20 protein-coding genes are annotated in these 19,035 nt (G+C 61.9%); 9 read left to right on the top strand and 11 right to left on the bottom strand.

What is annotated here, in order from left to right; genetic code table 11:
- Window positions 1–122: 122 nt before the first annotated feature.
- The gene (locus PHS32_RS02715; RefSeq protein ID WP_301077248.1) at window positions 123–572 is read right to left on the bottom strand and encodes a GrpB family protein; all 450 of its coding nucleotides are present in this window, start codon (window positions 570–572) and stop codon (window positions 123–125) included.
- 350 nt (window positions 573–922) lie between these two features.
- Here PHS32_RS02715 and rlmB point away from each other — a divergent pair, with 350 nt between their 5' ends.
- From rlmB to PHS32_RS02695, 4 genes are all read left to right on the top strand, one after another.
- Entirely contained in the window at window positions 923–1,690 is a 768-nt protein-coding gene (gene rlmB, locus PHS32_RS02710; protein WP_301077247.1) for a 23S rRNA (guanosine(2251)-2'-O)-methyltransferase RlmB, read from the top strand.
- A 42-nt stretch (window positions 1,691–1,732) separates the two neighbouring features.
- On the top strand, window positions 1,733–2,173 hold the full coding sequence (locus PHS32_RS02705; protein WP_301077246.1) for a hypothetical protein: 441 nt from the start codon (window positions 1,733–1,735) through the stop codon (window positions 2,171–2,173).
- 13 nt (window positions 2,174–2,186) lie between these two features.
- Window positions 2,187–3,062, top strand: coding sequence for a TIGR00730 family Rossman fold protein (locus tag PHS32_RS02700; protein ID WP_301077245.1), 876 nt, complete (start codon window positions 2,187–2,189; stop codon window positions 3,060–3,062).
- A 78-nt stretch (window positions 3,063–3,140) separates the two neighbouring features.
- Complete coding sequence (locus PHS32_RS02695; protein ID WP_301077244.1) at window positions 3,141–4,199, top strand: amidohydrolase family protein; 1,059 nt, start codon at window positions 3,141–3,143, stop codon at window positions 4,197–4,199.
- A gap of 43 nt (window positions 4,200–4,242) precedes the next feature.
- Here PHS32_RS02695 and fnr read toward each other — a convergent pair whose 3' ends face one another.
- From fnr to PHS32_RS02655, 8 genes are all read right to left on the bottom strand, one after another.
- Entirely contained in the window at window positions 4,243–5,046 is an 804-nt protein-coding gene (gene fnr / locus PHS32_RS02690) for a fumarate/nitrate reduction transcriptional regulator Fnr (protein ID WP_301077243.1), read from the bottom strand.
- Window positions 5,047–5,225: 179 nt separating this feature from the next.
- Window positions 5,226–6,179 (bottom strand): Gfo/Idh/MocA family oxidoreductase, encoded by a 954-nt coding sequence (locus PHS32_RS02685; RefSeq protein WP_301077241.1) that lies wholly within the window; start codon window positions 6,177–6,179, stop codon window positions 5,226–5,228.
- Window positions 6,169–7,032, bottom strand: coding sequence for a class III extradiol dioxygenase subunit beta (locus tag PHS32_RS02680; protein WP_301077259.1), 864 nt, complete (start codon window positions 7,030–7,032; stop codon window positions 6,169–6,171). The genes PHS32_RS02685 and PHS32_RS02680 overlap by 11 nt, the downstream gene beginning before the upstream one ends.
- Before the next feature lie 2 nt (window positions 7,033–7,034).
- The gene (gene ligA, locus PHS32_RS02675; protein WP_301077240.1) at window positions 7,035–7,478 is read right to left on the bottom strand and encodes a protocatechuate 4,5-dioxygenase subunit alpha; all 444 of its coding nucleotides are present in this window, start codon (window positions 7,476–7,478) and stop codon (window positions 7,035–7,037) included.
- Window positions 7,479–7,591: 113 nt separating this feature from the next.
- Window positions 7,592–8,509, bottom strand: a complete 918-nt coding sequence (locus PHS32_RS02670; protein WP_301077239.1) for an amidohydrolase family protein — start codon at window positions 8,507–8,509, stop codon at window positions 7,592–7,594.
- A gap of 195 nt (window positions 8,510–8,704) precedes the next feature.
- Window positions 8,705–9,388 carry a 4-carboxy-4-hydroxy-2-oxoadipate aldolase/oxaloacetate decarboxylase gene (ligK, locus tag PHS32_RS02665; RefSeq protein WP_301077237.1) on the bottom strand — a complete coding sequence of 228 codons (684 nt, stop codon included), beginning with the start codon at window positions 9,386–9,388 and terminating at the stop codon, window positions 8,705–8,707.
- Window positions 9,389–9,470: 82 nt separating this feature from the next.
- The gene (locus PHS32_RS02660) at window positions 9,471–10,499 is read right to left on the bottom strand and encodes an amidohydrolase family protein (RefSeq protein WP_301077258.1); all 1,029 of its coding nucleotides are present in this window, start codon (window positions 10,497–10,499) and stop codon (window positions 9,471–9,473) included.
- Window positions 10,500–10,667: 168 nt separating this feature from the next.
- Window positions 10,668–11,357 (bottom strand): substrate-binding domain-containing protein, encoded by a 690-nt coding sequence (locus PHS32_RS02655; RefSeq protein ID WP_301077235.1) that lies wholly within the window; start codon window positions 11,355–11,357, stop codon window positions 10,668–10,670.
- A gap of 128 nt (window positions 11,358–11,485) precedes the next feature.
- Here PHS32_RS02655 and PHS32_RS02650 point away from each other — a divergent pair, with 128 nt between their 5' ends.
- Entirely contained in the window at window positions 11,486–12,397 is a 912-nt protein-coding gene (locus PHS32_RS02650; protein ID WP_301077234.1) for a LysR substrate-binding domain-containing protein, read from the top strand.
- A 379-nt stretch (window positions 12,398–12,776) separates the two neighbouring features.
- Window positions 12,777–13,181 carry a type II toxin-antitoxin system VapC family toxin gene (locus PHS32_RS02645; RefSeq protein WP_301077233.1) on the top strand — a complete coding sequence of 135 codons (405 nt, stop codon included), beginning with the start codon at window positions 12,777–12,779 and terminating at the stop codon, window positions 13,179–13,181.
- A 74-nt stretch (window positions 13,182–13,255) separates the two neighbouring features.
- On the opposite strand, the gene PHS32_RS02640 is transcribed toward PHS32_RS02645, so the two are convergent.
- Both PHS32_RS02640 and PHS32_RS02635 read right to left on the bottom strand, forming a co-directional pair.
- On the bottom strand, window positions 13,256–14,227 hold the full coding sequence (locus tag PHS32_RS02640; RefSeq protein ID WP_301077232.1) for a tripartite tricarboxylate transporter substrate binding protein: 972 nt from the start codon (window positions 14,225–14,227) through the stop codon (window positions 13,256–13,258).
- A gap of 222 nt (window positions 14,228–14,449) precedes the next feature.
- A complete protein-coding gene (locus PHS32_RS02635) occupies window positions 14,450–15,574 on the bottom strand; it encodes a 5-methyltetrahydropteroyltriglutamate--homocysteine S-methyltransferase (protein ID WP_301077231.1) in 1,125 nt (374 codons plus the stop codon).
- 183 nt (window positions 15,575–15,757) lie between these two features.
- Between PHS32_RS02635 and PHS32_RS02630 the strand changes: the two genes are divergently transcribed.
- The 3 genes from PHS32_RS02630 to PHS32_RS02620 all read left to right on the top strand — a co-directional run bounded on the left by PHS32_RS02630 (window position 15,758) and on the right by PHS32_RS02620 (window position 18,958).
- Window positions 15,758–16,930: an ABC transporter substrate-binding protein gene (locus tag PHS32_RS02630; RefSeq protein WP_301077230.1), complete on the top strand. Its 1,173-nt coding sequence runs from the start codon at window positions 15,758–15,760 to the stop codon at window positions 16,928–16,930.
- Between the two features lie 178 nt (window positions 16,931–17,108).
- Window positions 17,109–17,981 carry a branched-chain amino acid ABC transporter permease gene (locus PHS32_RS02625; RefSeq protein ID WP_301077229.1) on the top strand — a complete coding sequence of 291 codons (873 nt, stop codon included), beginning with the start codon at window positions 17,109–17,111 and terminating at the stop codon, window positions 17,979–17,981.
- The gene (locus tag PHS32_RS02620; protein WP_301077228.1) at window positions 17,981–18,958 is read left to right on the top strand and encodes a branched-chain amino acid ABC transporter permease; all 978 of its coding nucleotides are present in this window, start codon (window positions 17,981–17,983) and stop codon (window positions 18,956–18,958) included. The genes PHS32_RS02625 and PHS32_RS02620 overlap by 1 nt, the downstream gene beginning before the upstream one ends.
- Window positions 18,959–19,035: the final 77 nt, after the last annotated feature.

The following is a 19,035-nucleotide window of genomic DNA, read 5'->3' as shown; positions in this document are numbered from 1 at the left end:
ATCTTGCCTGCTCCAAATTCTCCGGTACAGTTTGACATTGGCGGTCCTATGTTGTGTTTGGCCTCAGATACCAATGACAACGCGCCTTCGGGCGGGACCGCCGACTCAGCCGTATGAAATATTCAGGTTAGTTCGGCGTAATCGGCAGCGAGCTTTGGACTGTCGCGCAATGCATCACGAAAAGCCAACCGTTCACGCCACAGCTGACTGCCTATGGGAACAAGGTGCAGATGGTGCGTTCTGCTGCTGGGTGTGGGCTTGCAAAACCAGTGCATGACCTCCGGCTTGTAAGGGTAGTACACGTACCCCGCTTGCACTACTGCGTCAATTGCCGGCAGCGACGCCTTCAGTGTGTGAACTGGGGCCATCATGTCGATGACGGGCTTGGCCGCGAGCATGGGCACTGCAGTGCTTCCAATGTGTTCGATGCCACCCACGAGCCATGGTGCAAGTACGCTTTCGAGATGTAGCCGTTCAAGTTCGAATTTCGAGGGCCAGGAGATGTCGTAGGCCAAGACCTCGACAGGTGCTTGTGCAGTCGGTTGATCAGTCGAAGAAGAAAGTGGGTTCATGACACTCGTAAGCTTGGTATCGATTCAAGGGTATCGTAGCGCCGGTCTACGCGAAAGGTGAAATTGCCGCTTTCGCTGTCTTTACCGGCTCAACCGACTGCGACGCTTGGCAAGCAAGAAACGCGGCCCGTGTATTTCAATTCCGTGTACCAGGCACATCGTCGGGCAGGTGGATTGGGTATCCGGGCGCCGGCCCCATTCGCGGTGGCACTGAGCAGGCTTGTCAGCCGAGGTGTTAAAACAATAGCGACGGCGAACCGGAGAAGCAGGCCCGCGAGCGTGGGCCAGAGAACGGATACCCAGTCCGCCTGCCTGCCAGCATGCATATGACAACCCGCGATAATCAGCCCATGTCTTCGCCCAAAGTTTTATTCGGCTTTCACGCCGTCGGTGTGCGCCTCAAAACGGCACCCAAATCGATTGTCGAAATTTATTTCGATCCGACCCGGCGCGATGCCCGCATGCGCCAGTTTCTGGAAAAGGCCAACGAGGCCGGCGCGCGCCTGATCGAGGCTGACGGTGTGCGGCTGGCCAAGCTGTGCGGCAGCCACGGGCATCAAGGGGTGGCGGCGCGGGTGCAGGAGCTGGCGCAGGTGAAATCGCTGGACGAGTTGCTGGAGCAACTGGAAGCCGCCCAAGCCGACAAGCCGATCACCGAGCGCGAGGCGCCATTGATCCTGGTGCTCGACGGCGTCACCGATCCGCACAACCTGGGGGCTTGCCTGCGGGTCGCCGATGGCGCCGGTGTGCACGCCGTGATCGCGCCCAAGGACCATGCCGCCGGCATCAATGCGACGGTTGCCAAGGTGGCCAGCGGTGCCGCCGAAACGGTGCCCTATTTCATGGTGACCAATCTGGCGCGCACGCTGAACGAGCTGAAGGAACGCAACATCTGGATCATTGGCACCAGCGATGTCGCCCCCAAGACGATTTACCAGGTGGACCTCAAGGGTCCGGTGGCGCTGGTACTGGGCGCCGAGGGCGAGGGCATGCGAGCGCTCACCGGCAAGACCTGCGATGAACTGGTCAGCATTCCGATGCGCGGTGCGGTTGAGAGCCTGAACGTGTCGGTGGCCAGCGGCGTCTGCCTGTATGAAGCCGTGCGCCAGCGTAGCTGACGCCCCCTTGCCAATCCAATTCAACCAACAGCCAAGCCCACCATGCCATCGAAAATTTTGCGTTTCACCCTGCTTCTCCTCATCGTCTTGCTGCTGCTCGCCGGTGGCTGGCTGTGGCTCACCCTGAACTGGAGTTATTCGCAGGGAGAGCGCGCCGGCTACGTGCAGAAGCTGTCCAAGAAAGGCTGGCTGTGCAAAACCTGGGAAGGTGAAATCGCCATGGTGACCATGCCCGGTGCGATTCCTGAAAAATTTGAATTCACGGTGCGTGACGAGGCGATGGCGCAAAAGATCAACCGGCTGGCTGGCAAGCGGGTGGTGCTCGATTACCAGCAGCACCGCTTCATTCCGTCGTCCTGCTTCGGCGAGACCGAATATTTCATCGGCGACGTCAGGGAAGTGCTGGACAGCCCGGCGCCCCAGGCGCCAGCCGCCCCGCTGGCGCCCAGCGCCGCGCAAGGTCAGTTGTCGCAGCCACGTTGAAGCCTGAACCGCCATGAAGAAAGCAGAGCACCTGAGCGAGCGTCGCCTGGCCGACGCCTGGGCGGAATTGCAGAACTACGCGGATCAGGGCAATCCGCTGGAAGCCGACGCTTATCGACTGGCTTTTGCCGACCCCGAGTTCTTGTTGCGGCGTGAAACCCGCGGTATCCGTTTTCAGCTGGAAATGCTCAAGCCCGATCTGGACCAGACCGAGCAAGGCATAGAGAACACGGTGGTCGTTTTTGGCAGCGCCCGTTTTCCCTCGCCGGAAGAAGCGCAACTGTGTCTGCAACAAGCACAGGCCAGCGGCGATGCCGGTGCCCTGGCACTGGCGCAACGGAAGTTGAGAAACGCCCATTACTACGACCAGGCGCGCCTGTTTGCCCGCCTGGTCGCTGGCTATAGCAAGCAGCAGCGGCCTGAGGAACGGCTGTTCATTGCCACCGGGGGCGGTCCCGGCATCATGGAAGCGGCCAATCGTGGCGCCCACGAAATGGGCGCTCTGAGCGTCGGTTTGAACATTGCCCTGCCGCATGAACAACATGCCAATCCCTACGTCACACCCAGCTTGAGTTTCAAGTTTCACTACTTTGCGCTGCGCAAGATGCATTTCATGATGCGCGCCAAAGCCCTGCTGGCCTTCCCCGGTGGTTTTGGCACGCTGGATGAATTGTTTGAAGTCATCGCCCTGGTGCAGACCGCCAAAGCCAAGCCGGTGCCGATTGTTCTGTTTGGCAGCGACTACTGGAAGCGCCTGGTCAACATGGATGTGCTGGTCGAGGAAGGCGTCATAGGGGAACAGGATCTGGCGCTGTTCACCTACGTCGACCAGCCGCAGGCAGCGTGGGATGTGATCCGGACTTTTTATGGCCTCGGCGCGGTACCTTGACGCGCTGGCCGGCTTGACGGCATCGGCCAGCCGGTCCGCCGGCTGAGCAGCCTGGCCAAGGTGTTGCCTGGAGACGGTATGAACAATAGCTGGTCCAGAAGGTCTCTTGTCAAGGCGGCTTGCGCCGTCGCCGGGGCACCGCTGTTGTTTCCGCTCCGGGGTCAGGCCCAGGCGCTGGCCCCATTCAGCCCCGATGTGTTGGAGCAGCGCCGTGCCCTGTTGGCCGGATACCGCGAAACCCTTCGCCGCATGCAAGGCCAGTCCAAGCTACCCATCATCGACATCGAACACCATTGGGGAGGAAAGTTCAGCGGCCGCCAGTTGATCGACAAGATGAATCAAAGCGACGTTGCGCTGACCTGGCTGGGTGCCAATGAACGCAATGGCAGTGGGTCCTCGATCGAAGCCTGCAAGGAATTTCCGGATCGACTGGTGGCCACCGTGATCCATGGCGATGGACCGCGTTGGCATGGCCATGATTTGTCGCTGGTTCAGGAGATCGACCGCGACGTTCGTTCCGGCGGCTACTTTGCCATGGGCGAGTTCGAATCGCGTCATTACGTCTCCAATTCGAACAACCGCGATATTCACATGCCGCTGGAGTCGGCGTCTTTTCATGGCGTTTTCAAGGTGGCACAGGACACCGGGCTGCCGTTCCTGCTGCATCACGAGGCCGAGGATGAGTTGCTGCCCGAGCTGGAGAAGATGCTGCAGCTCCACCCGCAAGCCAAGGTGGTCTGGTGCCATGTGGGGCGGAACCGAAACCCGCAAACCTGGACCCAGTTTCCGTCGGCAGAGGGGGTCGAGAAATTCATTCTCAAGTACCCGAATCTGCATTTCGATATCGTGCAAAGCGGGCAGAACAGTGTCTTTCCGCCGACCGGTGCGATGGACTCGATTCTTTACTACGGCGGCAAATGGCCGGTGCTGCGGCCAGAATGGGTCAAGCTGTTCAATGCTTACCCCGAGCGCTTCCTGATTGGTTCGGATACCAATACATTTCGCTGGAACAACTACGACCAGGTGATGTTCAGATTGCGCTCGGGCGTGCTTAGGGTCCTGACGCCTGACGCGGCCGAAAAGATCGCCTTCAAGAACGCCTGGCGCCTGATGAGTTCGGAGGAATGGAAGTCTTGATTTGCGGCGCGGGCGTTGCGGCCGGCGGCACCGGCACCACCGGTCAGATCAGGGGATGCTTATGCGCCCGCATATCGGCAATGCGGGTCAAGCGGTCCAGGTTGGTGATACGGATGTGGCGCTGCTCGACTTTGAGCAGGCGCAGCTTCTGGAACGCAGAGAAGGTTCGGCTGACGGTCTCCAGCGTCAGGCCCAGGTAGCTGCCGATGTCGGCGCGCGTCATGCGCATGTGGAAATCGCTTGCCGAATAGCCCCGTGCCGCCAGCCGCTGCGACAGGTTCAGCAAGAAGGTCGCCAGCCGTTCCTCGGCCGTCATGTTGCCCAGCAACACCAGCAGTCGAAGTTCGCGCACGATTTCCTGACTCATTTGCTGCATCAGGGTGCGCCGTAACGGGGCGTTGCCGGTGGTCAGCTCGGTCAAAAATTCGAAGGAAACAGCGCACACCTCGGTGTCCTCCAGCGCGGTGGTGCTGCTGGCATGCTGGCCTTCGGCAATGCCGTCCAGCCCAATCAGTTCTCCGGCCATGTGAAAAGCGCTGACCCGCTCCATCCCCTCTGCCGTCGTCAGGCTCGATTTCAGGTTGCCGCTGCGCACCTCGTAGAGGTATTTAAAGGGTTCTCCCTCCCGGTACAGCCGCTGACCGGTCTTGATCCGGCGGCGACTGAACACAACGCTGTCCATGCAGTCCAGACCATTGTTGGCCATGCCGCTGGGTAGGCACCACTCGCGCAGATGGCAGTGGGAACAATGCGGCTTGGCCACGCCGGCTGTTGCCTGACTCGCGTCGGGCCGCGCAGGCAGGAGGGGCATCGGTTCGGCAAGAATTTCGGGTGGCGTGGCGGCCATGGCTTTCTTGGATGAACGGGAAACCTTCAACCAGCGGCGTACTGTGAAGTTGGCCGGATTGTAGGGCCGTCCACCTCTGCCACGGACCAACCAGGGCTTTTGTGCAATGTGACTGAAATATGACGCATCGGCAAGGACGGCTGCGTCATTTGTTGCCGGAGCCCGGCTCGATGCCGGCTTTAGGGGGCGTTCAACTGCTGTTCCAGATCGTGCAGCACCTGGTAGCAGGGCAGCACCTGCGCCACGGCGCTATTGGGCGCGCGGCCCTCGCGGATGGCGGCGAAGAATTCGCGGTCCTGCAACTCGATGCCGTTCATGGACACTGCCACCTGGCTGACGTCGATTTTTTCTTCCTTGCCGTTGAACAGGTCGTCGTAGCGCGCGATGTAGGTGGCGCTGTCGCCGATGTAGCGGAAGAAAGTGCCCAGCGGGCCGTCGTTGTTGAAGCTCAGCGAGAGCGTGCAGATGGCGCCGTTGGCGGCCTTGAGCTGGATGCTCATGTCCATCGCAATGCCCAGCGTCGGGTGGATCGGGCCCTGGACGGCGTTGGCTTTGACGATCGGGCTGCCGCACTGGTAGGCGAACAAATCCACCGTGTGCGCGGCGTGGTGCCACAGCAGATGGTCGGTCCATGAGCGCGGCTGGCCCAGGGCGTTCATGTTGGAGCGACGGAAGAAGAAAGTCTGCACATCCATCTGCTGGATGTTGAACTTGCCCGCTGCAATCTGCTGCCTGACGTACTGGTGGCTGGGATTGAAGCGCCGGGTGTGGCCGCACATGGCCACCAGGCCGGTCTGCTCCTGTGTGGCGGCCACTTCCAGCGCACCCCGCAAGCTGTCGGCCAGCGGAATTTCCACTTGCACATGCTTGCCGGCTTGCAGGCAAGCGATCGCTTGCCGGGCATGCATTTGCGTCGGCGTGCACAGGATGACGGCGTCCACTTCTTTCAAGGCCAGGCTGTCGCCCAGCTCGGTGCCGACGTGGCCAATGCCATATTGGGCCGCTACTTCTTTGGTCTTTTCCAGATCGCGGCTGATCAGCGAAACGACTTCGACGCCGTCAATGTTCTTGATGCCGTCCAGGTGCTTGATGCCGAAGGCGCCGGCGCCGGCGAGGGCGACTCTAATTGTCATGGGAGTTCTCCAAAATCAGGTGACCAACGGCAGTGTTGCTGGCCGGTACATGGTAGAAGCGGTGCACGACCTTGGGCTTGGCGCCGCCGGCCACGTCGGCCATGGCGCCGCGCGCGATCAGCCACATCACCAGCTCGATGCCCTCGGAGCCGGCTTCGCGCACATAGTCGATATGCGGCATGCTGGCCTGGCCTTCGGGGTCGGCAATCAAACGGTCCAGGAAGGCGTTGTCGAACGCCTGGTTGATCAGGCCGGCACGCGGCCCCTGCAATTGATGGCTCATGCCGCCGGTGCCCCAGATCTGGACGTTGAGCGGCTGGTCATACGACTCCACAGCGCGGCGGATCGCCTTGCCCAGCTCGAAGCAGCGCCGACCCGAGGGCACCGGGTACTGCACCACGTTGACGGCGAACGGAATCACCGGGCAGGGCCAGGCCTGGGGCTGGCCGCACATCAAGGACAGCGGCACGGTCAAGCCGTGGTCCACGTCCATCTTGTTGACTATTGTTAAGTCAAAGTCCTGCTGAATCACCGACTGCGCAATGTGCGCGGCCAACTCGGGGTGGCCTTGCACCACCGGCACCGGGCGCGGACCCCAGCCCTCGTCGGCCGGTTGGTAGGACGCCGCGGTGCCGATGGCGAAGGTCGGGATCAGGTCCAGGCTGAAGGCCGTGGCGTGGTCGTTGTAGACCAGAAAGATGACGTCGGGCTTGCTGTCCTTCAGCCATCGCTTTGAGAAGTCGTAGCCCTTGAATACGGGCTGCCAATACGGCTCCTGGCTCTTGCCCAGGTCCAGTGCCGCACCGATGGCCGGCACGTGGGAGGTGTAGACACTGGCGGTAATCTTGGCCATATTCATGCGCTCGCTGGTCGATGGGGTTGGCCTTGCGGCTGGTGCTGCGCTTGCGCGTCGCCATCTTCGCCGACAAAGCGGTTGCCGGCTATGGAGCGGCCGCCAGCGATCATCATGTCGCGGTACTGTGCTTCGCTCAAGCCGGTCATGCTGCCTGCCATTTGCTGGAAGCTCTTGCCGTCGGTGGCACCGATCTTGGCCAGAAAGTAGATATTGCCGCCCAGGGCAATGCAGCGATTCAGATCGCGCGCCAGCACCGCCTGCTTCTGCGCCTCGGTCATGGGCCATTCGTCCAGGTAGGCGCGCTCGTCCGCCTTGAAACGCTCGCGGTTGGCGGCCTTCATGAGCGACATGCAAAACTGGTTCAGGTGGTAGCCTTTGCGGCTTTGCTCGGCATCGAAAATGGTGGTGCCGGGGATGTCAAGGTAGGGTTTATCGAGTGACATGAAATTTTCCTCCAAGGCCTGTTGTCATGCCGGACCCCGGATCGGAGTCCGGGGCAGGCTTGATCTGGCATCCATGGATTGCGGGTCAGGCCCGCAATGACCGCGTCGTGGGTTCATATTTTTTTCTCCGGCCAATACAAACGGGTCGGGTTGTCGACCAGCAGCTTGTGCTGTAACTCCGGTGTGGTGGCGATATGGGGAATGTAGTCCACCAGCAGGCCATCGTCGGGCATGTGATCCTTCAGGTTCGGGTGCGGCCAGTCGGTGCCCCACAGCACGCGATCCGGAAAAGTCTCCACCAGGCGCCGGGCAAACGGCACCACGTCGCGGTAAGCATTTTGCTCGCCGTTCAATGCAGGCGGGCCGCTGACGCTCAGGCGTTCAGGACAACTCACCTTGCTCCAGATATTGCCGTGCTCGCGCATCAGCTTCACGAACAACTCGAACTCGGGCCCAATGACCGGCTTGCTCACGTCGGGACGGCCCATGTGGTCCACCACCACGGTGGTCGGCAGCGCGGTGAAGAAGTCATACAGCTGGGGCAGGTCCTGCGCCTCGAAGTACACCACCACATGCCAGCCCAGCGGCGCGATGCGCTGGGCAATCTCCAGCAACACCTCGCGCGGCGTGAAGTCGGCCAGCCGCCTGACGAAGTTGAAGCGCGTGCCGCGCACACCGGCGTTGTGCATCTCCTGCAACTGGGCGTCGCTCACGTCGCGGCTGACGGTGGCGACACCGCGCGCCTGGTTGTTGGAGGCTTTCAAGGCATCGACCAGTGCGCGGTTGTCGGTGCCGTGGCAGGTGGCCTGCACGATCACGTTTTTCTCGAACCCCAGATGGTCGCGCAAGGCGAACAATTGCTCCTTGGACGCATCGCAAGGCGTGTATTTGCGCTCCGGGGCGTAGGGAAATTGCGCGCCGGGGCCGAACACATGGCAGTGCGCGTCGACGCTGCCGGCGGGCAACTTGAAGCGGGGCTTGCTGGGGCCGGCGTACCAGTCCAGCCAGCCAGGGGTTTTAGTGAATTCCATGCATTTCCTGATATTGCTATGAATTAAATAGCTTCTCACGCAATATTTGCGGGTGCTATTGGCCTATTTGTTCAAGTGCCACAAGCCTGAGCGGCAAAGCGTTCTGCGCAGGTAAAGGAGGAGCCCGCGCAGCGGGCGGGGGACACGGAGCAGAACGCTTTGCCGCCCAGGCGCTCAGCGCTGCCGCCCAGGCGCTCAGTCCACATAGCGCAGCCCGGCCTTCTCAAGCCCCTCACGCATCTTGTAATAATCCAAACCCAAAACGCCGGAAGCAAAGATGGCACGCTTGGCGCCTTCATTGGCTTCACGCGCTTCGGCGGCGTCGGCCACCTGCATGGCAATGGCGGCCGGCACCACCACCACGCCGTCGATGTCGGCAATCACCACGTCGCCGGGGTTGACGCTGGCACCGGCACACACCACCGGGATGTTGACCGAGCCCAGCGTGGCCTTGATGGTGCCCTTGGCGTGGATGGCTTTGCTGAAGACCGGGAAATTCATGGCGGTCAGGTCTTTCACGTCGCGCACGCCGCCGTCGATCACCAGGCCCACGGCGCCGCGTGCCTGGAACGAAGTGGCCAGCAGGTCGCCAAAAAAGCCGTCCTGGTTGTCGCTGGTGCAGGCCGCCACCACCACGTCGCCGGGCCGGATTTGCTCGGCCGCCACGTGCATCATCCAGTTGTCACCGGGCTGCAGCAGCACCGTGACGGCCGTGCCGCAGAGCTGCGCGCTGTTGTAGATCGGGCGCATATAGGGCTTCATGAGGCCGACGCGGCCCATCGCCTCGTGGATGGTGGCGACGCCGAAGCGCGAGAGCTTGTCCACCGCTGCCTGGTCGGCGCGGGCGATGTTGCGTTTGACGATGCCCAGGTTGTTCATGGTGATCCTCTTCTTTTGTTGCACGAAATAATTGGGGTCAGGTCTGATTCGCTGCGCTCACGAACCCGACCCCAAATATTTCTTATTGGCTCTTGGCGGTTAGCAGCGCATCCAGCCGCGGGAACACGCGCCGCGCATTGCCTTCATAAATCTGGAAACGGTCCGCATCGCTCAGGATTTTGGACGCTTCGATGTAGCGTTTGGTGTCATCAAAATAGTGGCCGGTCTCGGGGTCTATGCCGCGCACGGCGCCTATCATCTCGCTGGCAAACAGCACGTTTTTCACCGGAATCACGGTGTTCAGCAGGTCGATGCCGCTCTGGTGGTAGACGCAGGTGTCGAAGAAGATGTTGTTCAGCAGATGATCCTGCAGCAGCGGCTTCTTCAGTTCTTGCGCCAGACCGCGGAAGCGACCCCAGTGATACGGCACCGCGCCGCCGCCGTGCGGAATCAGGAACCTCAAGGTCGGGAATTCCTTGAACAGATCGCTGGTCAGGCACTGCATGAAGGCGGTGGTGTCGGCGTTCAGGTAGTGGGCGCCGGTGGTGTGGAAGCAGGCGTTGCAACTGGTGCTGACGTGGATCATGGCCGGGATGTCGTACTCCACCATCTTCTCGTAGATCGGGTACCAGTGTTTGTCGCTCAGAGGCGGCGATGTCCAGTGGCCGCCGCTGGGGTCCGGGTTCAGGTTGATGCCGACATTGCCATATTCCCTGACGCACTTCTCCAGCTCTGGGATGCAGCTGGCCGGGTCCACGCCGGGGCTTTGCGGCAGCATGGCGACCGGGACGAAGTTGTCCGGAAACAGCTGGCTCACGCGGTAACAGAGTTCGTTGCAGATGGCGGCCCAGGTGCTTGAGACATTGAAGTCGCCGATGTGGTGCGCCATGAAGCTGGCGCGCGGGCTGAACAGGGTCAGGTCCGAGCCGCGCTCTTTCATCAGGCGCAACTGGTTGGTCTCTATGGTCTCGATCAACTCGTCGTCGCTGATCACCAGCTCCGATGCCTTGGGGCTAACGGATGCATCCTTGATGCCGGCGATCTGCCGGTTGCGCCAGTTCTCCAGCGCTTTCGGCGCCGTGGTGTAGTGACCGTGGCAATCGATGACCATGGGTTTCTTCATAAGGCTCTCCTGGAAATCAAAATTTCAATACGCAACAACGCGCGACGGCTCCGGCACGGAACGCCGTGGAACCGGCTTTGCCGGGCCACTGGCGTTGCCCCCTTGAGGGGGTATGCGGCCACACGAAGTGGGCAAGCAACGGGGGGGAGCGTCATGTCAGGCCGGCTCCATGCCTTGGCGGCGCTTGGCGGCGGCAGCCTCGGGCGAGTTCATGGAGTCCAGCAGCGCGCGCACCGCCTCGCCGTGTTGGCTGCCGCTGCACAGGCCGGCCGAGAAGGTGGTGACGATCTGGATGGCGGGTGGCAGCGGGCCTAGCAGGGTGATGCCCTCCAGGTGCATCAGTTCGCTGAGTTGCTGAAAGCCCAGTTCGACCTCGCCGCTGGCCACCAGCGTACCCACCGGGATGCCGGGCGGCGGCGTCACGATGCGGCCCTGGATGTCCTCGGCAATGCCCCAGCGCTCGAACAGTCTGGCCAATGACACGCCGCTAGGCCCGCTGGAATAGCTGATGCTGCGCGCCGCCAGCACGGCACTGCGCACGGCGTCTTCGGTCGAGATGTCGGGCTTGAGCGCACCGGCGCACACCGCGACGGCCACGCCGGAGCGGACCAGGTCCACCTTGGAGTCTGCCAGCAGGTGACCTGAAGCGATCAGCTTGTCGATGGCGTCGGACGCCAGGATGACGACGTCAAAAGCCTCGCCGGCCTGCACGCGTCTGGCGGCATCGACACCGCCCACCGACTCGATGGCGACGCGCCGGCCCCAGCGCTGCTGGAACGCAGCCACCAGTTCGGCCAGCACCAGGCGCGTGGCCATGGAGGAAATGCCTTTGATCTCGGTGGTCATGGCAGACAGCGGGCGTGAATCAACATGGCAGCGATTCTGGCCCCGGCCAGCTGCTGCGCCAAGGTGCGGCGGTTTCTATCAGGTATCGCAATTCGGCATAATGAGTCGGAAGATATACCCCGAGAAGCATGGACCTCAAACAACTGGAATACTTCGTGCGCGTCGCCGAGCTGGGCAGCTTTACCCGGGCTGCCATTGCGCTGGACGTGGCCCAACCGGCGCTCAGCCGGCAGGTGCGTCTGCTGGAAGTGGAGCTGCGGCAAAACCTGTTGACGCGCAACGGGCGCGGCGCCGTGCCGACCGAAGCCGGCAAACTGCTGCTGGCGCACGGCCACGGCATTCTGCATCAGGTCGAACGCGCCCGGGAGGAACTAGGCCGCGTGCGTGGCTCGCTGGCCGGTCGCGTTGCGGTCGGCTTGCCCAGCAGCGTGGCGCGCGTGCTGACGGTGCCGTTGACACGGGCCTTTCGTCAGCAGATGCCCGATGCCACGATTTCCATCAGCGAAGGCCTGTCCGTGGCCTTGCAAGAGTCGCTGGTGAACGGGCGGCTGGACATCGCGGTGCTGTACAACGCCCAACCCAGCCCGGAAGTGGAAACCTCACCCTTGCCGGAAGAGGAACTGCTGCTGGTGCAGGCCCGCTCGCCTGGCCTGCAGAAAGACCCGGCGCCGGGGCCTATTTCACTGAAAGCGGTGGCGCAATTGCCGCTGGTGATTCCGAGCCGGCCCAACGCCATTCGCATGCATGTGGAGTCGGAGATGGCCAACATCGGTTGTCGCCTGAATATCGCGCTGGAAATCGACGGCGTATCGGCCATTCTGGACCTGGTGGCAGACGGCGCCGGCAGCGCCATTCTGTCGCGCAACGCGGTCGCCAACTCGGTCCGGCCGGCTTCGTATTCGATCCGCGCCATCCACCAGCCGGCGCTGCGCACCAAGGTTTCGCTGGCCACCAGTTCGCTGCGCCCCACCACTTTGACGCAGCAGACCACGCTGACGCTGATACGCCAGACGCTGGAGAGGATCGTCAAGCCGGCGTAGAGACGGCGCCTCGATGTCCGATACCGGACCTTCGCCGCTGCACGATATGGGTCGGCAATGTAGCGATGATTTCAATGACCATACAGACGACAGATTGCCACCAATGTCGTACCATTACAAAATTCAATATAGTAAGGGAATTGAGATGTCTGAATCCACCATCACTGTTAAAGGTCAAACCACCGTGCCGCAGCCCGTCCGTGATTCCATGCACGCTGAGGCGGGAACCAAGTTGACTTGGAGCGTTATGCCCGATGGCACTGCAATCGTGCGGGCCAAGACCAAGTCGATACTTGACTTGGCAGGAACGCTAAAGGCCCCCAAGGGGAAGAGGGTTCGCGTCGAAGACATGAGTCCGTGGCGGTGAAGGCCAACTGACATGGCTGCACTTGATACCAACGTACTTGTACGCTACCTGATCCAGGACGATGTGCGTCAAGGCTTCAAAGCCAAGGAATTGGTGAAGGGCGTATTGACGCGGGGCGAGTCGCTATTCATTCCTATCACTGTCCTCTTAGAGCTTGAATGGGTCTTGCGCTCCAACTATGAGTTCCCCAAAGATCAGATCATCCTTGCCATAGCAAGCCTTCTTGCCGCAAGGGAGCTTGTGTTCGAATCGGAGGCATCGGCAGAAGTTGCACTAGAGCTATTCCGGCAAAACAAAGCTGTCTTTGCGGACTGCATTCATATCGCGTTGGCGCATGCTGCCGGAGAAAGTCCACTATGGACGTTCGACAAAACGGCATCAAAGGTGGATGGCGCGAGCCTCATCAAGGCTGAATAACCGACCAGGGCGCATCTTTGCCGCGCTCGTTGTCAAAACCAACTATCCGCTCGCCATCGTCTCTACCAACCCACTCAATCGGGCTTGATATTGCCGGCCTTGACGACGTGGCTCCAGCGTGTGGTCTCGGCACGAATGAATTCGGAAAACTGCGCCGCACTGCCGGCCTTGATCTCCACCCCCAATTCAGCCATGCGCGTCTGCAGCGCCGGCTCCGCCAGGACTTTCTGCAACTCGGCGTTCAGCCGGGTCACGACTCTCGGGGGCGTCGCCGCTGGCAGCACCAATCCCCACCAGACCGAGACCTCGAAGTCGGGCAGGCCCATCTCGGAGACGGTCGGCACGTCGGGCAGCAGACTCATCCGTTTGGTGCCGGTCACGGCCAGGGCACGCAGCTTGTGCGAGCGGATGTGGGCTATCACCTCGACCGCGTTGAGCGGCATGAACGAAATCCTCTCGCCGAGCAGATCGGTCAACGCCGGCGCTCCGCCTTTGTAGGGCACATGCAATACGTCGATGTGCGCGGCCTGCTTCAGTGCTTCACCCGCCAGGTGACCGGAGCTGCCGTTGCCGGCGCTGGCATAAGTGAGTTTGCCGGGCTCAGCCCTGGCCTGCGCCAGCAGGTCCTTGAAGGTCTGGGCTTTGGACGAGGCGGGCACCACGATCACCAGTGCCGCATGCCCAATCTGGCCGACCGCGGCAAAGTCGCGTTGCGGGTCGAATGTCAGATTTGAAAACAGGCTGCCGTTGGTGGCCAGCGCATTGGCCGTCATCAGCAGGGTGTAGCCGTCCGGTGCCGCCTTGGCAACCGCGTCCATGCCGATGTTGGCGCTGGCGCCCGGTTTGTTGTCGACGATGACCGGCTGGCCCAGACGCTGCGACAGACCTTGCCCGGTGATGCGGGCGATGGTGTCCACGGCACCCCCTGCCGCATAGGGCACCACGATATGAATCGGTTTGGCGGGCCAGGCTTGCGCCAGCGCATGGGGTGCGCAAAACAGGCTGCTGATGGACAGCAACAAGATGCCGAGAATGGGTTTCTTCATGGTTTCTGCTTTCGTCTGAGGTTTGAAAATTCGGTGCTTGCCCCAACCGCAACTCCCTGCCGTTTGTCGACCCGATTGAAGCATCGCCAATGACCGGGATTCTGACGATCGCCCCAGCCAAGCGCAATGTGGATGGACCTCTAGCAGGTATGCTTTTTTGGGATGGCGATCCGCCCCAGTCCCCCGTTTGCGCGCTACAGCCCCGGTGAGGGCAGACCCAGATCAGTGATCGCCCCAGACCTCGCGCGCCGTCTCCACCACCAGTCGCAGCTTGGCGCGTTGCGCCTCCACCGCAATGTCGTTGCCGTGCACCGTGCTGCTAAAGCCGCACTGCGGTGACAGCGCCAACTGCTCCAGCGGTGCGTAGCGCGCGGCCTGGTCGATGCGGGACTTCAAGTCGTCCTTGCTTTCCAGCGCACCGAACTTTGTGGTGACCAGGCCCAGCACCACGGTCTTGCCTTTGGGCAGGTAGCGCAGCGGTTTGAAGTCGCCGCTGCGCACGTCGTCGTACTCCATGAAGTAGGCGTCCAGGTTCATCTCCTTGAGCAGCGCTTCGGCCACCGGCTCGTAGTTGCCACTGGCGGCGTGCGTGCTTTTGAAATTGCCGCGGCACAAGTGCATCGCCAGCAGCATGCCGGGCGGTTTTTGCGCCACCACCAGGTTGATGAATTTGGCGTAGCGGTGCGGCAACTCGTTGGGGTCGTCGCCGCGCTGGCGCGCCGCCTCGCGCATCTTCTCGTCACACAGGTAGGCCAGGTTGGTGTCGTCCATCTGCACATAGCTGCAACCGGCGGCGGCCAGGCTGCGCAACTCGTCGCCGTAGGCGTTGGCCACGTCCTGGTAAAAATCGGGGTCCAGCTCCGGGTAATGCTGCTGGCTGATGCCCGCGCGCCCGCCGCGAAAGTGCAGCATGGTGGGCGAGGGGATGGTGACCTTGGGCGTGTTGCCGCTGCTGACCTGGCTCTTGAGGTACTGAAAATCAGCCAACTGGATGTCTTTGACGTGGCGCACCTTGTCGATCACGCGCATCACCGGCGGCGCCAGTTCCTGCGTCCCGTCGGGCCTTTGGATGGTCACCGGGATGTCGGTCTTGACGCCGCCCATCTGCTCCAGAAAGTCGATGTGAAAGTAGGTGCGGCGGAACTCGCCGTCGGTGATGCTCTTCAAGCCCACGTCTTCCTGAAACTTGACGATCTCGCTGATGGCCTGGTCTTCCACCCGGCGCAATTGCTCCGGGCTGATACTGCCGCCGGCTTTTTGCGCACGCGCTTCCAGCAGGTATTGGGGACGCAAAAAGCTGCCTACATGGTCGTAGTGGGCGGGCAGTTTGGCGGCGGGCTGGGACATGGCGATCTCCGATGTTTGGTTGACGTACCCGCGAAATGGTATGACAAGTCCGGCGCAAATCCGCTGATTTCAGCTATTTCAAATCGTTATAACAAACAGTCGGAAATCGCTATTGCAGCAGGCTGATTTTGCCGTCACAGTAGCGCACGCTTTCGAATTCGATCATTCCCGAGGAGACATAACATGCAAAAGAGACGGTTCCTTCAAGCCACCGCGCTGACGCTCGCGGCGCTGGCCGCTGCCAGTTCCATGGCTCAGGACAACAAGTTCAAGATCGGCCTGATTCTGCCCATGACCGGGCAGCAAGCCACCACCGGACGCCAGATCGAAGCGGCAGCCCGGCTCTACATGGCGCAGAACGGCGACACTGTCGCCGGCAAGAAGATCGAGCTCATCGTCAAGGACGACACCAGCATCCCGGACGTGACCAAACGGCTGGCGCAAGAGCTGGTGGTGAAGGACAAGGTGAACGTGCTGGCCGGCTTCGGCATCACGCCCTCGGCCTTCGCCACGGCACCGATTGCGACCCAGTCCAAAACCCCCATGGTGGTGATGGCGGCCGCCACCAGCAGCATCACGCAGGCCTCACCCTACGTGGTGCGCACCAGCTTCACGCTGGCGCAGGCGGCCGTCGCCATGGGCGACTGGGCGCCCAAAAACGGCATCAAGAAAGTGGTGACCCTGGTCAGCGACTACGGCCCCGGCATCGACGCCGAAAAATACTTCAAGGAGCGATTCATCTTCAACGGTGGCCAGGTGCCGGAGTCGCTGCGGGTGCCCATGCGCAACCCCGATTTCGCCCCCTTCCTGCAGAAGGTGCGCGATCTGAAACCGGACGCCTTGTTCGTCTTCGTGCCCTCGGGCGCCGGCGCCGCCGTCATGAAGCAGTTCCTGGAGCGCGGCATGGACAAGGCCGGCATCAAGCTCATAGGCACCGGCGACGTGACCGACGACGACCAGCTCAACGACATGGGCGATGGCGCCCTGGGCGTGGTCACCTCGCACCACTACTCGGCGGCGCACCCGTCGGCCTTGAACAAGAAGTTTGTCGAGGCCTTCGGCAAGGCCAACAAAGGCATGCGCCCCAACTTCATGGCGGTCGGCGGCTACGACGGCATGCGCGTGATTTACGAGGCGCTGCGGGCGACCAAGGGGCAGGGCGGCGGCGATGCCTTGCTGGCGGCCATGAAGGGGCAGATTTTCGAGAGCCCGCGCGGCCCCATGTTCATCGATGCGCAAACCCGTGACGTGGTGCACAACATCTACCTGCGCAAGGTCGAGAAGCAAAACGGTCAGCTCTACAACGTGGAATTCGACGTTATCAAGGACGTCAAGGATCCGGGCAAGACAAAGTAGCCGTCTGTGAACGCGGGGCGCAGCGACTGCGCAATGCGCGTGCGGTTTTGGGGTGAAAGCACACGCCCTGCTTGTCATGTTTGAACCACCACTGTGGCCGCGCTTTTCACCCCAAAGCCCGGTCGCATTGCACAATCACTACGCCCAGCGGTAAATTTGTGGCACCCATTTCAGAACCATGCTGACCATCCTCTTTGACGGTATCGCCTACGGCATGCTGCTGTTCATTCTGGCGGTTGGCCTGGCCGTGACCATGGGCTTGATGAATTTCATCAACCTGGCGCACGGCGCCTTTGCCATGGTGGGCGGCTACATCACGGTGCTGCTGATGCAGAAATTTGGCGTGCCTTTTCTGCTGTGCCTGCCGCTGGCTTTTCTTGGCTCGGCGCTGCTGGGCGGTGTGCTGGAGCGCACGCTGTACCGTCCGCTGTACCACAAGCCGCACCTGGACCAGGTGCTGTTTTCCATCGGCCTGACCTTCATGGCGGTGGCCAGCGCCGACTATTTCATTGGCTCCAGCCAGCAAATCATTCAACTGCCCGAATGGCTGAAAGGCCGGACCGAACTGGGGCAGGGCGCCTGGATGCTGGGCATGGGCCATTACCGCCTGTTCATCATCGCGGTCTGCGCCGCGCTCACGCTGGGCTTGCAGTACGTGCTGGCAAAGACCCGTTTCGGTTGCCGCCTGCGTGCCTCGGTCGACGATCAACGCGTGGCGGCCGGGATGGGCATCAATGTCAACTGGGTGTTCCTGGGCACTTTCGCGGTCGGCTCGGGGCTGGCCGGGCTGGGCGGTGCGCTGGGCGCCGAGGTGCTGGGGCTGGACCCCAGTTTTCCGCTGAAATACATGATTTACTTCCTGATCGTGGTGGCGGTGGGCGGCACCTCCAGCATCACCGGGCCGCTGCTGGCGGCACTGCTGCTGGGCATTGCCGATGTGGCGGGCAAGTACTACATCCCCAAGATGGGTGGCTTCATCGTCTACAGCCTGATGATCGTGATCCTGGTCTGGCGCCCGCAAGGCCTGTTCGTGCGCCAGGGAGGCAAGTGATGACGAAAGCGCAAAACCAACTGCTCAGGAGTGGTCGCTGGAAGCTCTGGGAGGTTCCGCTGTGCCTGCTGGCGCTGGCCTCGCCGCTGCTGTTGTCCAGCCATGCGCTGATCATCAACGAGATTGCCATCGTCGCTCTGTTCGCGCTGTCGCTGGACCTGATTCTGGGCTACACCGGCATCGTCTCGCTGGGGCACGCCGCCTTCTTTGGCATGGGCGCTTATGCGGCGGCGTTGTTTGCCAAGCTGGTGCTGCCTGATCCGCTGCTGGGTCTGGCGGTTGGCGTGGCGGCGGCCGGTCTGCTGGGCGCCCTGTGCAGTGCCACCATTCTGCGCGGCACCGATCTGACGCGGCTGATGGTGACGCTGGGTGTCGGTCTGATTCTGATGGAGCTGGCCAACAAACTGGACTGGCTGACCGGCGGCGCCGACGGTTTGCAAGGCGTGGTGATGGGACCGCTGCTGGGCCGCTTTGAATTCGATTTGAGCGGACGCACGGCGGCCTGGTATTCGCTCAGCGTGCTGCTGCTGGTGTTTGTGCTGGCGCGGCGTTTTGTCAACTCGCCGTTTGGCGCCACGCTCAAGGCGATACGCGACAACCGGCTGCGCGCCATGGCCATCGGCATTCCGGTGGGACGTCGTCTGGCCGTGGTCTACACCGTGGCGGCGGCCCTGGCCGGCGCCGCCGGCGCCTTGCTGGCACAGACTACCGGCTTTGCGTCACTGGACGTGTTCGAGTTTCACCGCTCCGCCGACGTGATGCTGATCCTGGTGATCGGCGGCGTCGGCTGGTTGTACGGCGGTGTCGCCGGGGCCATTGTGTTCAAGCTGATGCAGGATGCCGTCGCCAGCATCACGCCGCAGTATTGGACCTTCTGGATCGGCTTGTTTTTGGTGCTGCTGGTGCTGGTCGGGCGCGAGCGCCTGATACGCCCCTGGAACTGGTTCAAGCGGCCTTCGCACGGGAGTCAGGCATGAGCGCCGCGCCGGGCCGTTCCCAAGCAAGCTCGCACCGCAGCCCGCAGGGCGAAGGTACTCCAGTGACCGACAGCGTG

This window comes from Rhodoferax sp. (genome assembly GCF_028714215.1).
Taxonomy (GTDB): Bacteria; Pseudomonadota; Gammaproteobacteria; order Burkholderiales; family Burkholderiaceae_C; genus Rhodoferax.
The sequence above is the reverse complement of the archived record's forward strand: the minus strand, read 5'-3'. Positions and strand labels throughout refer to the sequence as shown.

What these genes read in the sequence shown, in the direction of transcription:
- PHS32_RS02705 (WP_301077246.1), top strand. Translation starts at nt 1,733, where the DNA reads ATGCCATCGAAAATTTTGCGTTTCACCCTGCTTCTCCTCATCGTCTTG.
- PHS32_RS02670 (WP_301077239.1), bottom strand. Translation starts at nt 8,509, where the DNA reads ATGGAATTCACTAAAACCCCTGGCTGGCTGGACTGGTACGCCGGCCCC.
- ligA (WP_301077240.1), bottom strand. Translation starts at nt 7,478, where the DNA reads ATGTCACTCGATAAACCCTACCTTGACATCCCCGGCACCACCATTTTC.
- PHS32_RS02645 (WP_301077233.1), top strand. Translation starts at nt 12,777, where the DNA reads ATGGCTGCACTTGATACCAACGTACTTGTACGCTACCTGATCCAGGAC.
- PHS32_RS02640 (WP_301077232.1), bottom strand. Translation starts at nt 14,227, where the DNA reads ATGAAGAAACCCATTCTCGGCATCTTGTTGCTGTCCATCAGCAGCCTG.
- rlmB (WP_301077247.1), top strand. Translation starts at nt 923, where the DNA reads ATGTCTTCGCCCAAAGTTTTATTCGGCTTTCACGCCGTCGGTGTGCGC.
- PHS32_RS02620 (WP_301077228.1), top strand. Translation starts at nt 17,981, where the DNA reads ATGACGAAAGCGCAAAACCAACTGCTCAGGAGTGGTCGCTGGAAGCTC.
- fnr (WP_301077243.1), bottom strand. Translation starts at nt 5,046, where the DNA reads ATGGCCGCCACGCCACCCGAAATTCTTGCCGAACCGATGCCCCTCCTG.
- PHS32_RS02655 (WP_301077235.1), bottom strand. Translation starts at nt 11,357, where the DNA reads ATGACCACCGAGATCAAAGGCATTTCCTCCATGGCCACGCGCCTGGTG.
- ligK (WP_301077237.1), bottom strand. Translation starts at nt 9,388, where the DNA reads ATGAACAACCTGGGCATCGTCAAACGCAACATCGCCCGCGCCGACCAG.
- PHS32_RS02715 (WP_301077248.1), bottom strand. Translation starts at nt 572, where the DNA reads ATGAACCCACTTTCTTCTTCGACTGATCAACCGACTGCACAAGCACCT.
- PHS32_RS02625 (WP_301077229.1), top strand. Translation starts at nt 17,109, where the DNA reads ATGCTGACCATCCTCTTTGACGGTATCGCCTACGGCATGCTGCTGTTC.
- PHS32_RS02695 (WP_301077244.1), top strand. Translation starts at nt 3,141, where the DNA reads ATGAACAATAGCTGGTCCAGAAGGTCTCTTGTCAAGGCGGCTTGCGCC.
- PHS32_RS02700 (WP_301077245.1), top strand. Translation starts at nt 2,187, where the DNA reads ATGAAGAAAGCAGAGCACCTGAGCGAGCGTCGCCTGGCCGACGCCTGG.
- PHS32_RS02680 (WP_301077259.1), bottom strand. Translation starts at nt 7,032, where the DNA reads ATGGCCAAGATTACCGCCAGTGTCTACACCTCCCACGTGCCGGCCATC.
- PHS32_RS02630 (WP_301077230.1), top strand. Translation starts at nt 15,758, where the DNA reads ATGCAAAAGAGACGGTTCCTTCAAGCCACCGCGCTGACGCTCGCGGCG.
- PHS32_RS02635 (WP_301077231.1), bottom strand. Translation starts at nt 15,574, where the DNA reads ATGTCCCAGCCCGCCGCCAAACTGCCCGCCCACTACGACCATGTAGGC.
- PHS32_RS02650 (WP_301077234.1), top strand. Translation starts at nt 11,486, where the DNA reads ATGGACCTCAAACAACTGGAATACTTCGTGCGCGTCGCCGAGCTGGGC.
- PHS32_RS02685 (WP_301077241.1), bottom strand. Translation starts at nt 6,179, where the DNA reads ATGACAATTAGAGTCGCCCTCGCCGGCGCCGGCGCCTTCGGCATCAAG.
- PHS32_RS02660 (WP_301077258.1), bottom strand. Translation starts at nt 10,499, where the DNA reads ATGGTCATCGATTGCCACGGTCACTACACCACGGCGCCGAAAGCGCTG.